Here is a 15,331-nt window from a genome sequence, read left to right as displayed (position 1 = left end):
ATGAGGGGTTATGGTAGTGCGACCATCTTGGTCGCTGGTTGCTTTTAGATGGCTCGCTGGTTGCTTTTAGATGGCTCGCTGGTTGCTTTTAGCTCGCTCGCTATTGATCACGAGCGTTCACGAAGTGTGCGCTTCGTGAACGCACTACGAAAATTTTATCCATCATATTTAATGCAATCGACTATTAGTATTCCTAAGTAATCGCAAACCACTCAAGGTTACTAACACCGTAGACCCTTCATGTCCAATTACACCAAGAGGAAGATTTATACCAGTCGTAAAATTGGCAACTAATAGCAAACTAATACTGCATAGAGCAAAAACAATGTTTTGTTTGATAATCTTAATTGCACGACGACCGAGATGAATTGCAGCCACTAATTTTTCTAAACGGTCTGCTATTAATACGATATCCGCTGTTTCTAAAGCTATATCGCTACCTGTAGTTCCCATCGCGATACCTACGGATGCCGTGGCTAAGGCAGGAGCATCATTTATACCATCGCCGACCATTGCAACTGTTTTATATTCTTTTTTTAAACGACGAATTACGGTTACTTTGTCTTCGGGGAGAAGTTCAGCATAAACTTCAGAAATGCCTAGCTGTTGGGCAATATAGTTAGTGGTCAGTTGCCGATCGCCACTCAAAATAATTATGTTTTGTATACCGAGTTTTTTTAAGCGGTGGATGGTTTTTGCTGCTTCCGGACGTATTGTATCTGCAACGGCAATAATTCCGATTATTTTGTCGGTATTCGCAACCCAAACTATTGTTTTCCCTTGTGTTTCTAGATTTTCGCTAGCTGCAATTAAATCTCTAGGTAACTGCGAATCCGTTTGTATAAATTTAGCATTACCAACTTTTATAGATATTTTCTCAATTTGACCGCTGATACCAAAACCTGTGTGAGAAACTACATTATTCGCAGGTATTAAATTCAGATGTTTATTTTTAGCAGCTTGGACAATTGCTTTACCAATAGGATGTTCTGAATAAACTTCTACAGCAGCAGCAACTGACAGAACTTGATTTATATCCCCATCAACAGCTATAACTTCTATCACCTGGGGTTCTCCAGTGGTGAGAGTTCCAGTTTTATCAAAAGCGATCGCCTTTACTTTACCCACTAATTCTAAAACTGCTCCACCTTTAAATAAAATACCATCTCTGGCTCCATTCGCAATTCCAGATAATAATGCAGGCATGATAGCAGCCATTAACGCACAGGGAGAAGCCACTACAAGAAAAATCAAAGCCTTATAAATAGTTGTTTCCCAGTCCCAATTAAAAATAAATGGTGGAAGGGTAGCCAGCAATATACCGCATATTACAATTACTTTGGCGTAAGTGCGTTCTAAATTTTCTACAAAGACTTGTGATGGTGGTGTTTCGGTTTGAGCTTGTTGTACTAAGCGGATTACCCTTTTAATTAAACTACTTTCTGGTGGTTGGTGGACTTTTAGTATTAAAGCGGATGTTCCATTTATAGTTCCTGCAAAGACTTGATCTCCTACAGTTTTTTCTACAGGTAAAGATTCTCCACTAATGGAAGCTTCGTTAAGATTACTTGCACCTTGGATAATTACAGCGTCAGTAGGAATTAATTCTCCTGGTTTAACTAACAGTTTGTCGTTTATTGCTAATTTATCAATCAATACAAGCTTTTCTTCACCAGACAATATTACCCTTGCAGTATCTGGAGTCAAACCCATCAATTTGCTAATAGCATGGTTTGTTCTCTGCATAGCGTAACCTTCTAATGCACCACTGATAGCAAAAATCAGAATCAACACTGCACCATCGACAATTAAATGATATTCTTGTCGCCAAAGTCCTAAAAATGCTGCTCCCAAGGCTGCTACTATCATTAATAAATCGACATCGAATTCTTTTTCGGCAAATAGCGTAGTTAATCCTTCTTTTGCGCTGTCATAACCTCCAATTACATAAGCTGCACACAGAACCAGTAAAGCCAATCCAATCCAACCAAACTGCAAACACAACCAACCGAAAAATAAAAGTACTGCACAGAAAAGTGCCGCTACAGCATCTGGGTGTTCTAAAATCAGTTTTCTAAAATCAGTTCTTCTCAATGAATAACTAGCCATGCTGGGAATCGATAAATAACTTTGGTTTTTATTATAAGCTTTAATGTCAATGTTAATGTCAATGTTAACCTTGAGTAAAATATTGATCGTTTCTAACTGTTAAGTGGTTGCGCGAAATTAATTGTATATTGTCATTACGAGTGGAGCGTTCAGCGAAACGTTAGCTGAACGCTTTCCCGTTCACCGCAAGGTGTCCCGTAGGGAAGGGTAGTAATCGCAACCGTTAAAAACTTACAGCCGATTTCATTGCAGTGAGGTACAGGACATATCGTTATAAGGGAGTAGGGAGTAGGGAGTAGGGGAATGTACCTCAATTAGAAAGCAAATTGCTGTAAAAGACATTGAAACACTCAATAAAAAAAATTTGATCGCTCCGCTCCGCTACGCTTAACAAGGGTAAAAGCCAAAGAGCAGAGGGTAAAAGGGTAAAAGTGTCAAGGGCTACAAGAGTCCTCGAACACCGCACACAACCCGAAATCCGAAATGGAAGCTATCGTCGTCGGGGTTGAAGTTGTCGCGATAAGCAGAACGGCAATACCCAGGATCGGAGTACCACGAACCACCGCGCAGCAGCCGCCTTCGAGAACGATTATCATTATCATCTATCCAAGCACTGCCATCTGTCGTTGCTCCTTCATAATTATCATGCCATTCGTCTGCACACCATTCCCACACATTCCCATGCATATCGTATAGTCCAAACCCATTCGCTACTCCAAAACTTCCTACTTCTGTTGTTTCTTCCCGATAAATTCCTTTAGATCCCCGACCGTAAGAACCTGACCATTTATATTCTTCGTTATCCGTACCTCGATAATTCGCTAATTCTGTTGTCATCGTCTCACCAAAATGAAATGGTGTATTAGTACCAGCCCGACAAGCGTATTCCCATTCCGCTTCGCTTGGTAGACGGTAGTTTCTCTTGGTATGTTCAGAAAGTCTTTGGCAAAATTCCACTGCATCTAACCAAGAAACACACTCAACTGGTCGATTCTCTCCTTTAAACTCAGATGGGTCAGCTTTTAGTTCTCGGTTTACTTGGGGGAGAGATGCAACAAATTTCCACTGCGCTTGGGTGACTTGGTATTTACCCATGAAGAATGGAGGAACTGTAACTTGATGTTGCGGACGTTCGTCATCTCCACTACCTTCCTCAGTTTCCGGTGCGCCCATTGTAAAGGTTCCACCAGGTATTTGTACCATTTTTAGTTGGACTTGATTGCCCAAATTTTCGCTAAACTGTTGTGCTGTTCCTTGAGAACGGTTAATGAGTATTTTGGGCATTGCTATTTATGTTTAGTAAACTACAAGTGTATACTAACGCTTGACGATAGTACCGAGAAACGATAGTATTGTGATTGTTAGTTTTAAATCTGAAGAAACGAAGCTTATTTTCGATGCCTTTAAATCTTCTGTGTATCCATCTGATATCCAAAAAACTAGTTTACGGAAACTGCTCATCCTTGACGCTGCAACATCAATTAACGATTTGCGCGTTCCTCCTGGTAATCGCTTAGAAAAGCTAGTTGGTGACAGAGTTGGACAATATAGTATTCGCATTAACGATAAATGGCGAATTTGCTTTGTTTGGACAGACGAAAATAATGCTACGGATGTTGAAATAGTTGATTACCACTAATACACGAAATAATTATGAACAACAACCGTTTGCCAAATATCCATCCTGGCGAAATCCTACAGCTAGAATTTTTAGAACCCTTAAATATTAGCGCCTATCGCTTAAGTAAAGATATAGGTGTAACCCAAACGCGAATTAGTGAAATTTTATCTTTTAAACGTAGTATTACAGCCGATACAGCTTTGCGTTTATCTCGCTATTTTGGTAACAGCGCTCAGTTTTGGTTAAATTTACAAGCACGGTACGATATACGTCAGGCTCTTGAAGAGAATGGGGAGGTATACGATAAAATACTTCAACTTGAGTTTAACGATGTAGCCTAATTTTCGTGTAGATTTAAAAAATGCGATCGCCATTTTATTTCCGATACATTGTAGGGTGCTGTGACGGTTACGAAAATTTATCGAGCATAACACAATCGAATTGAAAATACCGTCACGCACCATCCTCAACCAATTGATTCATGACAGCATCCGCAAATTGTTTCATGTGGACGAAAAAACTAGGTCATTATTGATTGCAACGCTTACCTTTTTCGGCTTTTTTAGCAGATGATAGTATATTTTCAAATTCAATAACTTGAGGGTAAACATTACCGCGACGTTTCATATTATGTTACTTTTTATATTGCTAGCGCTGGCTTTGCTGTTTAATCCAACCACCCAATTCTGTACCAATTTCGTTGATTAATTTTACCGCGTATTCGTAACGATTGGTTTGTACCAACTTAAAATCCAGCAAAAGTCGCGTTTGATAACGTAAAATACTTAGTTGAATATTTAGAGCTTCTAGATGCGTGATTTTCTCCTTTGCATAGCGAGCAATAATTAAACCTTCTAATAAATTATATAATCCATTGATAGTTCTATCACTCAAGGTAAATTTATAAGTCTTGGGCAGACGATTTAAAATTGGAACATACCATTTAATCAAATCGTATGTATGTTGAATAATTGGTAGTTCATCCATATATAATAGTTATTAAAAAATTTCAAATTTAGTTGAAACACTCAATAAAAAAATTTGATCGCTCCGCTCCGCTACGCTTAACAAGGGTAAAAATCAAAGAGCAGAGGGTAAAAGTGTAAAAGTGTCAAGGGCTATAAGAGTCCTCGAACACCGCACACAACCCGAAACCCGAAAGCGCTGCTATCGATGTCGGGGTTGCTGTCGTAGCGATAAGCAGAACGGCAATTCCCAGGATCGTTGAGCCACGAACCACCGCGCAGCAGCCGGGAACGATTATCATTATCGCTTTCATCTATCCAAGCACTGCCATCTGTCGTTGCTCCTTCATAATTATCATGATATTCGTCTGCACACCATTCCCACACATTCCCATGCATATCGTATAATCCAAACCCATTTGCTATTCCAAAACTGCCTACTTCTGTTGTTTCTCCTCTAGAAGTACCCTTTGTTCCAACACCATAAGTGTATTCAGCATCATAATTTGCTAATTCTGATGTAATCGTCTCACCAAAGTGAAATGGGGTTGTTGTTCCAGCCCGACAAGCATATTCCCATTCCGCTTCGCTTGGTAGACGGTAGTTTCTCTTGGTATGTTGAGAAAGCCTTTGGCAATATTCCACTGCATCAAACCAGCTTACTCGCTCAACTGGTCGATTATCTCCTTTAGAATAAGATGGATCGGCTTTTAGTTCGCGGTTTACTTGGGGGAGAGACGCGACAAATTTCCACTGGGCTTGGGTGACTGGGTATTTTCCCATGAAGAAATCGGGAACTGTAACTTGATGTTGCGGACGTTCGTCATCTTTACTACCTTCCTCGGTTTCCGGTGCGCCCATTGTAAAGGTTCCACCGGGTATTTGTACCATTTCTAGTGCTGTTTCATCCCCTTGATTCTCTAAATATTCACTAAAACCATTAGCTTGCTGACGACGACGGTTGATAACTAATTCCGTTTTGCGTCCAAAAAAGCCCGTTTTTTTGAGTTCGATGGTAGCGACTTCAAATTCAAAGGGTTGAATGGCAATAGCTGAAGATGTATCTGACTTTTTAAGTAACACAGGTGTCAAATGCTCCTCAATACCTGCCAAGCGAATCGCCGCACAACCTAATTTATAAGCAAATTCTACAGGTCGTCCAGAGCCTAAAGCATCATAAAAACTCACAGCAAATTCAATTGCTGCTCGATCTCCAATCGCTTTTTTCATGCCAATTACGTAGTTAACGTGTTGCGCGATCGCACTAGCCTGCACTTCTGAATAACAACCGTTCAGAACAACACACTCAACTTCGGGAAATAGTGCAAACAGTCCCGCTAAGGCTTCTCCATCAACTAGTTTTGTTTGTCCGGTTTCATCTTCAAATATCAGACCTTCATCACCCGATCCATGTCCGGAAAAATGCACAATCTGCGGATTTAGATCGAGCATTGCTCTATAAATATCCCTTGGTCGCACTGCCAACTTATCTTCTAAGATAAATTGGTCGCGATTTTTGGCTCGTTCTAATCCCGCTTCAATTTCACGCACTTCCTCATCCAAACGTAGCTTGCTTGTGTCTTTAGGATTTGCTGCCAAAATTAAGATTTTTTGCGGTTCTTGGATAACAATATTGGCAATTTCAAAATCAAAGTTTTCCAAAGGTGGAAAATCTTCAGGTGTTTCTGGAGATGGTTGAGTTTTAGCATTAGAAGGTTTGAGTTTTAAATCCTCCGCAAAAGCCGCATATTCTCCACCTAAACGATATAAAGTATCAGTAGTAATCTTGGCAAAGGATTTAATGTCAATATCTTGCTTAGTTTTTTCATCCCATTCAGTATCAGGAGATAGCAGGGCTGCAAAGTTTTTAATCGAGATACCGGCTTTGCTAGCAATATACTGAGAAACTTCATGCAAAACTTCATCCACATCCGGTGTCGGAACGGAATCAATTAATAAATCCCTAACTCCTTCAACAAAATCATAATTAAGAGAAGCCAGGTGTTTGGGATTGCTTCCTTGTGTCGCAATGACTGTATTTGCCTTGTCCGTGGGTAACTGTGGCTTTAAAAGACCGCTCATAAATACTTCAGCCACATGAACCTGCATCGATTCTTTTAATAATGTTTGCTGAATTAGATGAATTACAGGTAAACTTACTGGAACTGTTGCCATTAAACCAGCTAAACGTCTTGCTGTTGGGGATGCGGTTGCTCGAAACCGATTTACTAAGTCTTTTGCGGATAATTTATTATTATTACTGGTATCTTTTGGCGATATATCCCGTTGTTTGGGAATTTCATTAGGGTCGAATAAAATCCCTGCTGTTTGCGTACTTCCTACCCCCACAACTACCCGCGACCATTGTTTTACAGAATCCGGGTCTAGTGTAATTACAGGTAGAGCGATGCCTTTATTTACATCCACTTCTTCCCAAACTGGCAATTCCTCAACCTTAAGTTTTTTGTTAGGAACACCGGGTTCAAGCGCATTTAACAGTACTGGATAGCCAAAACCCATCACAGTTCTCGTCCATAACTTTTCGGGGAATAGTTGAACGATCGCTAAAAGACCGGAATTAGACCACAGCTTTAATATTTGGTAAATGTTATCCTGATACCAAATATCAGAAGTACAATCGCTAACCAACAATATTAAACGTCTACCTGCTGAGTCTAATAATTCCTTGGGACTGCGAGAACGTTGTTTACTAGCCGATTTATTCTGCTGTGCAAAAAGTTTAATCTCACCTTTTTCGTCAGTTTGCAAACTCCAAGTAGAAACAGACCGAAAAGCACCTGATAATTCAATTAGTTTTTGAAACTCAGCGATGATTTCTTGCCAAATTACTACAGAAGAAGATTTTTCCACCACCAAAGCCAAATCTAACCATCGTTCGGGTTCTGGTTTGAATACCGGGATCAAAATTCTGTTTTCGGCAAATTGGGTTACAGTTTCTTCTTCATCTAAAATCTTTTTAGTTCGAGAAGATACCTTACGCATCAACGGACGTAATGCTCGTGCTAAAGCCAGTTGATTCCGCAATCCTGGTGCTGCTGGTGTTTTAAAGGGAATACTATCTGAAGCGGATTGTGACTGAGTATCATCTGAGGAACTGGGAAGATTGACAGATGCTGCTGGTTGTGCAGGTTCGGGAATAGCTGGTGGTGGTGTTGCTGGTAACTGAGTTTCTTCAGCCTCTGTTGTAGTAGTCTTTGTCTGGGTTTTTTCAACAGGTTTTGTTGTCGCAGAAGTTTTATTAACACCACCAATTTGAACTGCTAAGTATAACAGGTCAGCGATTTCTTCAGCATCTAGTTCGAGTTGAAGTTGCTTTAAAGAAGCCCATAATTTACCAATACCCTCAGAGTCAGTTACCTGCTTCATTATCTAAGTATCTAAATATAATTAATTACATAATGTCATTGCGAGCGAAGCGTGTCCATCAGGACTCAGCAATCGCAACGACCGTGATTGGTTCACTTCCTTCCTTTCCTTGTTCCCAGTCTCTGGCTCTTCCTTGTTCCCAGTCTCTGGCTGGGAACGCATTCCTTGTTCCCAGTCTCTGGCTGGGAACGCATCTATGAAGGCTCTGCCTTCTTTATACACCGGAGGCAGAGCCTCCCGTAAGACATTCCCAGGCTGAGCCTGGGAACGAGAATTACCCTCAGAGTCAGTTACCTGCATAATCTATCCTATGGGTTAAGGCTCTTGAACAATTGTTTAATCAATTCATCTTTATTTTGACCTGCGGGTGCGTATTTACGAGTCATTAAATAAATTGCATTCAGTAGTTGATCGGTTGCTAATTCTTGTTGATTATCGCGCTGTTTGAGAAATTCCTTAATTAATATCTCAGCTTCTTTTAAGAACTCAACTTCATTATTCTTATCCAAAAAATGAGCTTTAACAATGTTTTCTAGCTCTTTTTCGTTGGGATCTCGGATATCTAAGCGCAAACAGCGACGTAAAAATGCTGGGGGAAAATCTCGCTCTCCATTACTGGTGAGGATAATGAAGGGAAAGTTATTGCATTGTACGCGCCCTTGGTTTATATTAACTTTGATATGTTGGTAAGTATGTTCTGTTTTATCTTTATAAGCAGTTCGTACTTCCACATCTTTCAACTTTTCGGCAATCCGCACAAGTTCGGGGATTTCAAATTCTCCTTCTTCAAAAACGTGTAATAAATCGTTGGGTAAATCAATATCGCTTTTATCAATTTCGTCAATCAGTAATGCTCGTGGTCTTTTGGATGGTAATAAAGCGGTTCCTAATGGCCCAAGTTGAATATATTTACCAATTTCGCTGAGATTATTTGAATTATTTTCGCTACTACCCGAATTATTTGAACCTTTTTGCGGGATATCTTGAAGACGTGCGATCGCATCATAGGAATAAAGCCCATCTTTGAGAGTAGTACGAGTTGTAATTGGCCAGTACAAAACTTCACCCAATTGTAACTGGTAAGCAACAGCATAAGCTAAGGATGTTTTTCCCGTACCCGGTTTCCCCGTAACTAATAAAGGTCGTCGTAGATACAAAGCCGCATTAACTAACTCAACATCTTCAGCGCGAGCTTGAAACGTAGCACCGCGTTTGTTTTTGTTCTCATTACTTTTGTTGTCATCACCATATTTACGCCAACTTGGTGGGGGTGGTAAGTGTTGGATATCATCATGGGGTTCTTTACCAGCTTGAAAAATTTTCCAGTCATTCATAATAATATTTAATTAATTACTTTGGCATAGATAATAAATCATAAGTACCAGGAGGTAAACGATAAGGGTCTTCCCATAATAAAGAAATATGATGACCAATGTGGCTATCTTGAGGCTTCAATAATGCTTCAAGACGTTTGTTGCCTACATTTTCTATCAGTTCGTAGATACAACATTCTAGCAATGCATCTATTTGTTCGTTGCAATTTGGTAGATGACATCTCAACCACAGCGCGACTGGAATAGCCGTACTTAAGATTACTGCAAAAACACTACCTTTACCAGTTTTAATAGGGGTTGTTTGTAATTTAATCCCAATTTTATTTTCTTTTTTTAATTCCGTGAATAACTTCTTTAAATCATCATCTTGATGCAATACAAAAGCATTCAAAACTGAATTTTTAATTATGTCTTGTAATGTTGTCCATTTCTCTTGCCAAAATCCTGTATAGCGATTATAAGTTGGCAGTAATCTTTCTGTTGAACGTACTACAACATTGTACTCATTATTTAACTTTACTTTCAATCCAAATTCATTTTCTGATTCCCAACTATCAACAGCTTCGTTGATTAAATCAAGTGGCAAGAATATTTCAATTGTTAATTTAGATGAAGAATATTCTCCAATTTGATTGAGAAAATTATTGATTTCACAGGAAATTTCTTTCCAGGTAAAATCTTCTTTACTTTTATGGATTTGTTTGCAATCTGGGTTATCATGATAATGATAAGTATCAGCATCAGTAATAAGCCAAGCATCGACAAAATAATAATCTTTTTTACTACTTTCTCTTACACACACAATTAAATAAGGATTTTTATGCTTTTTATGGCTTTCGGCTAAAGCTGTTTTTGTTTGATTACATAATTCATCAAAGTCGTTTATGTTTTCCTCAGCCCAATTATTCAGTTTATTAACTAATGATGGATTATTGAGCCGTGCGATTAACGAAACCACAAAAGACTCAACTCTTGTATGTTTAGGACGCATTCTCAAAACATCTACCAAAATTTCTTCTGGTTTATCAGTTGCGATCGAGTCCCAACCTTCAGGAGAACAAGCTCTGTGTGCTTTTTTTATAATTGAAATTTCTTCTTTTGTGAATTCATTTAATATTTTTTGTAATTGTTTGATTTTATTGTCTTTCGCTTCATCCTCCAAATCTCTTATTTTTTGCTTAATTTTATTAATTTTCTCGTCAAGGCTTTGAAGCTGTAATTCCAAATTATATTCTTCTTCAGGATTACTTTCTCTCCTCTTTTTTTCAGCAACTGCGTTATAGATTTCTTCTTTGTTTTTCAAATCTGTCTCAAGACCTTGAATCCGTAATTCTCGAATATTTTTACTCATCTCCAGGACCTAACGATTGAAGCTGTTGCTTAATTTTATTAATTTTCTCGTCAAGGCTTTGAAGCTGTAATTCCAAGTTATATTCTTCTTCAGGGTTACTTTCTCTCCTCTTTTTTTCAGCAACTGCGTTATAGACTTTTTCTTGTTTTTCTAAATCCTGCTTTAAGTTTTCAATTTTAATTAATGGATTACCAAGTGTTACACTAGGTTTACTTCCTTCATCAAGTCCACTCAAAATTATTCCATCTTTAGCTCGCATATAGAGTACTGGTGTCGCAAAGTCGCGTCTATCTAGTCCAACTTTTATCGAAATAGCATTGCGGGTTGTTTGAATAGCTGCATCTACAGGATAACCTAATGCTAGGGTACGATAAAATTCATCAGCGAAAAGTTTGGCTGTGGAATCAAGTATCGTATATTGCATGGCAATTACTGCGGGTATTCCACGACGCACTAAGTTTGATACTGTACCACTCATGGCTTGATTGGAAGATACTGTTGCACCTTTACAGGTATTTAGAATAACTAACCCTAAATGGTTATTACCTAAGAAAAAGTTAGCAAATCTTTCATCATCTAATAATTTAGCTGTGCCATCTTCGTCTACAAGGGCAATGTAACCTTTGTTATCCTTAAATTCACCGTGACCGATGACATGAAAGACATTGTAATCCTTTTCGCGTAGCTTTTGATTAATATTGCGGATGGTAGCTTCTTTTAATACATCTAACTCTATTATCTTTGCATCTATATGTTTTCCCAGTGCTTCTCGAATCAACTTTTCTTCACCAGTTGCGTCTAAATGAGCTAAGTTACTAGGACTAGCGATGACCAACAAGACTTTCAGGGGTAAGCTAGCGGCTTTAATTTCGCGTTTTTGTAGGGGAACGTCTATATATCTAGAGAGTATAGTATCGATGTTGTTTGCTAAAAAGATGTTGGTATCTTCGTCGTAGAGAAATTCCCAGGGAAGGGCTGCTAATTCGGGAGATTCAAATATTAAACGTAAGCGGACGCTGTATTGATTTGTTTGTGCAGATGCCATTGTAGCGTGGAATCGAGCGTTAATTTGATTGGGGAAGAGTGCTTGGTAAAGTTCTTGACCTAATGCTTTGAGCAATTCGCTATCTGTTTCTTCCGACTCAATTAATTTTAATGTTAGCTTAATTTTATTCATTTCTAAGCGTAATTCACCCGAAACCTCACCTTGTTCTGAGGAAGCGCGAATATTGTTATTTCGATCAACGAATATTTGAAAATCTTGGTAGTTCATGGTGGTTTTATTCTTACTAGATGAGTTTCTCTACTGTTTTAATCTGGTATATTATCCTACTTGTAAATAACCAAAAATGTAAATTAAAAATTAAGATTTAGTAACGCCAATTTATTCAAATTTATAATTTAAATCTTGAAGCTGTTGTTCAATTGCCTCCATTTTTTTTCCAATACTCTGAAGCTGTAGTTCTAAATTATGTTCTTCTTCGGGGTCATTTTCTCTTCTCTTTTTCAGAGCAACTGCTACATAGATTTTTTCTTTTTGTTCAAAATCCTGCTTTAATTCCTCGATCTGGATTTGAGTACTGCGAAGCGCTTTATTTGGTTGACTTTTTTCTACAGAAACTTCGGGTTCGGATTGCTTGGGATATTCAGCAATACATAGTGATATCATCGAAAGATACTTTCTCCGGGTTTCCACGTTGCCACCATAGTATGTAACTGCTAGTGGTAAAAGTCCCTTTGGGGCAGAAAGGTCAAAATCAACCAAGTTTATTCCCCAAAATACATATTTTGATGGTGTTTCTTCACGTCCCCAACCGATGCGAGTCATGAACTTAAATAAATCGTAATTTACCTCTGTTGACTGCCAAATTTCCTTTTGAACACTAAAACCGAAGTGGTTGTTGCTGTGTTTTGTCCAAAGCCGATCTATTTCATGCAAAGCATCGCAGGGAAAACTTTCAAAGTCTTCTTTTGTTAGATAGTCTTCTGATTCTACTCGACCAACCGCAAGCTTCATGATACGTAAAGTTTCTTCATCGGCTTGTTTCCACTTTCTGTCTGCTAGCAAAGCTTCTAACTCGCTGTAGTTTAGTGTCATTACTGAAACTCCTATTCCCTAAAATTTACAAAGTTTATCACTTACTCAAATGTTACCAGGACTTACGCAATTGTCACAAGATTGAGGGAACGGTGCGTGACACATAAACCATTATATTGCGTTAGAAATCAAGCGAAGTGTCACAGCACCCTACGACCAAAATATGCCAGTTGCGTAAGTCCTAGTTACTTAGCTTTAAAGTCTTCTATTGTTAAGATGAAATCAATTCTTCAATTCATTCCCGAACTTGGCATGGATTTATCAAGCTTTGATGTTTATGCAAGTTATTTTTACTAAAACTACAAGTATAAAGATGCGCTGAATTCAGCCTACGCAGGTAGGCTTTGTTTGGGTAGCCTCACTCTTCTAGAGTGAGGGCAATTTAGCGCAGAAAAAGGAACCCAAATTGAAGCAAAATTGGATTCCACAAGGGGAGGAACTTTGAAAATTGATTTAGATATTAAGAACCCATACTCACAAGAATTTGACGATTACCGCGAAACGGTTTACGTCCGTGAGCAAACAACAAGTTATCAAGCAACAAAACGTCTCCTTGCTCCCAGTCGAAAACAATAGTTTCAGCTGCATAAGCATCCCAAATGGCTTCGATTTCATCTCTGGAAAATAACGTCCCATCACCTAAAGTGCAGTCGGTAGGACAGTACTGCTTTACCTTTGATATATCCACATCAGGAATGAATTCATCCGGTGTGAGGGTACAGATGTATTCAAATCCAGAATTATGGTAAATAGTAATCTGATTAAACCATATCTCTTCCTGAGTGCGGGGATGACAAAGAATACCTTTGTTTGTATGTTCTAACATCATCACATCTCCATCCCAATTAATATTCCAGTCTTTCTCGGCAAAGTCTGCTGTTTTACAGCGTTCTTCTACAACATCGGGACTTTCAGTATTAAAAATCTCGCTCCAACCTTTAGAAAATGGATTACTCTGCTTCGGTAAGCGTCGAGTATAACGGACACCGCGATCGCGTATTTTATCAACTAACTGAGTTGGTAATTGTTTGAGAATACGACGAGTGTCACAGATTGGTGTCTGTCCCCAATATTCTGGTTTTTCTTGACAAAAGAAGAATATGCGATCGGGAAAGCTAAAGGAGCAAGTTAACTCACTGTGAAGTGGTATGCTCCATTGTGAAGGAATTTCTGTACTAGTGTAAATACTGTCTTTTTCTTCGATGTTTGTACGGGGGTTAACAATGGCAAAATATTTTTGGGGATGTGCAATTAATTTTGCTTTAATCTGAGCAAAATCATCTGCTGTATTCAAGGGAAATCCTCGTAGTAAGACGGCTCCATGCTCGCTTAATACTGCATTAATCTTGTCTATCGCATCTTGATTAAACTTCTTGCCAATTTCTTTTGCTGTTAACTGAAATGGAATGGTGATAGTTGTATTCATTGTTATTCCCCTATTAACTTTGTGGTTCAATTATTTACAAAAGATACTAACGCAAAATTATTCATATAATTACTCGTGAGTTATATAAACCTTCCCTATTCCCCCCAACCCTATTCCCTCCCCAGACGAAATGTTTAATTTATTTTGCACTAGTACTTAAATAACTATAGGAATGGCCGCAACTGGCATATTTTGGTCGTAGGGTGCTGTGACACTTCGCTTGATTTCTAACGCAATAATAAGGTTTATGTGTCACGCACCGTTCCCTCAGTCTTGTGACAATTGCGTAATTCCTGAACTAAATCGAAAACTATTATATATCCTGCTAATCTCAATCTGGCAAAAAATTATTCCCGACCTAAGCTTAATTCCTGAACTGAATTAATACAAATTGCTTGCAAAAATGGATAGGTTACTTTAGCTAAAAGACCCATTGCAAAAAACCATAGACAGATTACAATTACAGATAAAAAAACCGATTTAGCTGTACCTTCGGGCTTATCTATCACCATATCCCGATCGTCATATTGCCGAAATTGCTTTAGCAAACAAACGTTATCATTATATTTGATGCGTTTTGTCAATTTGCTATTAGAGCTATCTTTTCTGAATTGTTCATAGTCTTTCATCAAATAGATTTTGTGTTGATGTGATTTCATGATTTATTTGCAAATAGAGATTAGCTAATTGGGAATATGCTGAGTTGTTGAAGTCTTCCAAACACAAATACAGGCTAAGCCAACAAAAATCTAATTTACAGATTAATAATCATTAGTAGTCGATATCGGGTCAATCGAATTATAAATTAGGTGTTGTTTTGTTCTATTTTGAATCAAATGATTACCTCCAAAACTAATTACTAAAAGTGTCGCGATCGCAATACATAAAAATATTTCGTTATCATAAGATTTAGCTTCAGATTTTTTGCTAATTCTATCAAAATCATAAATATTATTTTCTCTCAAATTACGATCATAATATGGCTGATTTCGATTCAAAAAAAAACGATTCCTTTTGATGTATCTCATGGTAAATAATTT

General features: G+C 38.2%; 14 protein-coding genes. 2 read left to right on the top strand and 12 right to left on the bottom strand.

Going from position 1 to position 15,331, the window contains the following annotated elements; all coding sequences use genetic code 11:
• Positions 1 to 168: 168 nt before the first annotated feature.
• Complete coding sequence (locus VB797_RS03065; RefSeq protein WP_323236148.1) at positions 169 to 2,109, bottom strand: heavy metal translocating P-type ATPase; 1,941 nt, start codon at positions 2,107 to 2,109, stop codon at positions 169 to 171.
• Between the two features lie 441 nt (positions 2,110 to 2,550).
• Positions 2,551 to 3,393 carry a formylglycine-generating enzyme family protein gene (locus VB797_RS03060; RefSeq protein WP_323236147.1) on the bottom strand — a complete coding sequence of 281 codons (843 nt, stop codon included), beginning with the start codon at positions 3,391 to 3,393 and terminating at the stop codon, positions 2,551 to 2,553.
• Positions 3,394 to 3,463: 70 nt separating this feature from the next.
• Here VB797_RS03060 and VB797_RS03055 point away from each other — a divergent pair, with 70 nt between their 5' ends.
• Both VB797_RS03055 and VB797_RS03050 read left to right on the top strand, forming a co-directional pair.
• The gene (locus VB797_RS03055) at positions 3,464 to 3,748 is read left to right on the top strand and encodes a type II toxin-antitoxin system RelE/ParE family toxin (RefSeq protein ID WP_323236146.1); all 285 of its coding nucleotides are present in this window, start codon (positions 3,464 to 3,466) and stop codon (positions 3,746 to 3,748) included.
• 14 nt (positions 3,749 to 3,762) lie between these two features.
• Complete coding sequence (locus VB797_RS03050; RefSeq protein ID WP_323236145.1) at positions 3,763 to 4,071, top strand: HigA family addiction module antitoxin; 309 nt, start codon at positions 3,763 to 3,765, stop codon at positions 4,069 to 4,071.
• Positions 4,072 to 4,378: 307 nt separating this feature from the next.
• Here VB797_RS03050 and avd read toward each other — a convergent pair whose 3' ends face one another.
• From avd to VB797_RS03000, 10 genes are all read right to left on the bottom strand, one after another.
• Complete coding sequence (gene avd / locus VB797_RS03045) at positions 4,379 to 4,717, bottom strand: diversity-generating retroelement protein Avd (RefSeq protein ID WP_323236144.1); 339 nt, start codon at positions 4,715 to 4,717, stop codon at positions 4,379 to 4,381.
• A 131-nt stretch (positions 4,718 to 4,848) separates the two neighbouring features.
• Positions 4,849 to 8,082, bottom strand: a complete 3,234-nt coding sequence (locus tag VB797_RS03040) for an SAV_2336 N-terminal domain-related protein (protein ID WP_323236143.1) — start codon at positions 8,080 to 8,082, stop codon at positions 4,849 to 4,851.
• Positions 8,083 to 8,103: 21 nt separating this feature from the next.
• Positions 8,104 to 8,382, bottom strand: a complete 279-nt coding sequence (locus VB797_RS03035; RefSeq protein ID WP_323236142.1) for a hypothetical protein — start codon at positions 8,380 to 8,382, stop codon at positions 8,104 to 8,106.
• Positions 8,383 to 8,390: 8 nt separating this feature from the next.
• Positions 8,391 to 9,416 (bottom strand): MoxR family ATPase, encoded by a 1,026-nt coding sequence (locus VB797_RS03030; protein ID WP_323236141.1) that lies wholly within the window; start codon positions 9,414 to 9,416, stop codon positions 8,391 to 8,393.
• Positions 9,417 to 9,432: 16 nt separating this feature from the next.
• Positions 9,433 to 10,767 carry a hypothetical protein gene (locus tag VB797_RS03025; RefSeq protein ID WP_323236140.1) on the bottom strand — a complete coding sequence of 445 codons (1,335 nt, stop codon included), beginning with the start codon at positions 10,765 to 10,767 and terminating at the stop codon, positions 9,433 to 9,435.
• Positions 10,760 to 12,040, bottom strand: a complete 1,281-nt coding sequence (locus VB797_RS03020) for a CHAT domain-containing protein (protein ID WP_323236139.1) — start codon at positions 12,038 to 12,040, stop codon at positions 10,760 to 10,762. The genes VB797_RS03025 and VB797_RS03020 overlap by 8 nt, the downstream gene beginning before the upstream one ends.
• Positions 12,041 to 12,151: 111 nt before the next feature.
• Positions 12,152 to 12,865 carry a GUN4 domain-containing protein gene (locus VB797_RS03015; protein WP_323236138.1) on the bottom strand — a complete coding sequence of 238 codons (714 nt, stop codon included), beginning with the start codon at positions 12,863 to 12,865 and terminating at the stop codon, positions 12,152 to 12,154.
• 460 nt (positions 12,866 to 13,325) lie between these two features.
• Positions 13,326 to 14,291: a TauD/TfdA family dioxygenase gene (locus tag VB797_RS03010; protein WP_323236137.1), complete on the bottom strand. Its 966-nt coding sequence runs from the start codon at positions 14,289 to 14,291 to the stop codon at positions 13,326 to 13,328.
• 347 nt (positions 14,292 to 14,638) lie between these two features.
• On the bottom strand, positions 14,639 to 14,950 hold the full coding sequence (locus VB797_RS03005; protein WP_323236136.1) for a hypothetical protein: 312 nt from the start codon (positions 14,948 to 14,950) through the stop codon (positions 14,639 to 14,641).
• Between the two features lie 102 nt (positions 14,951 to 15,052).
• Entirely contained in the window at positions 15,053 to 15,319 is a 267-nt protein-coding gene (locus VB797_RS03000) for a hypothetical protein (RefSeq protein ID WP_323236135.1), read from the bottom strand.
• Between the last annotated feature and the right edge of the window lie 12 nt (positions 15,320 to 15,331).

The sequence above is a fragment of the Rivularia sp. UHCC 0363 genome (assembly GCF_034931125.1).
In the GTDB taxonomy this organism is placed as follows: domain Bacteria; phylum Cyanobacteriota; class Cyanobacteriia; order Cyanobacteriales; family Nostocaceae; genus Rivularia.
This window is presented reverse-complemented; position numbering and strand designations above follow the sequence as displayed.

Excerpts from the sequence above, each read along its gene's own strand:
- VB797_RS03065 (WP_323236148.1), bottom strand. The coding sequence starts at position 2,109 with ATGGCTAGTTATTCATTGAGAAGAACTGATTTTAGAAAACTGATTTTA.
- avd (WP_323236144.1), bottom strand. The coding sequence starts at position 4,717 with ATGGATGAACTACCAATTATTCAACATACATACGATTTGATTAAATGG.
- VB797_RS03050 (WP_323236145.1), top strand. The coding sequence starts at position 3,763 with ATGAACAACAACCGTTTGCCAAATATCCATCCTGGCGAAATCCTACAG.
- VB797_RS03020 (WP_323236139.1), bottom strand. The coding sequence starts at position 12,040 with ATGAACTACCAAGATTTTCAAATATTCGTTGATCGAAATAACAATATT.
- VB797_RS03035 (WP_323236142.1), bottom strand. The coding sequence starts at position 8,382 with ATGCAGGTAACTGACTCTGAGGGTAATTCTCGTTCCCAGGCTCAGCCT.
- VB797_RS03040 (WP_323236143.1), bottom strand. The coding sequence starts at position 8,082 with ATGAAGCAGGTAACTGACTCTGAGGGTATTGGTAAATTATGGGCTTCT.
- VB797_RS03010 (WP_323236137.1), bottom strand. The coding sequence starts at position 14,291 with ATGAATACAACTATCACCATTCCATTTCAGTTAACAGCAAAAGAAATT.
- VB797_RS03000 (WP_323236135.1), bottom strand. The coding sequence starts at position 15,319 with ATGAGATACATCAAAAGGAATCGTTTTTTTTTGAATCGAAATCAGCCA.
- VB797_RS03030 (WP_323236141.1), bottom strand. The coding sequence starts at position 9,416 with ATGAATGACTGGAAAATTTTTCAAGCTGGTAAAGAACCCCATGATGAT.
- VB797_RS03015 (WP_323236138.1), bottom strand. The coding sequence starts at position 12,865 with ATGACACTAAACTACAGCGAGTTAGAAGCTTTGCTAGCAGACAGAAAG.
- VB797_RS03025 (WP_323236140.1), bottom strand. The coding sequence starts at position 10,767 with ATGAGTAAAAATATTCGAGAATTACGGATTCAAGGTCTTGAGACAGAT.
- VB797_RS03060 (WP_323236147.1), bottom strand. The coding sequence starts at position 3,393 with ATGCCCAAAATACTCATTAACCGTTCTCAAGGAACAGCACAACAGTTT.
- VB797_RS03005 (WP_323236136.1), bottom strand. The coding sequence starts at position 14,950 with ATGAAATCACATCAACACAAAATCTATTTGATGAAAGACTATGAACAA.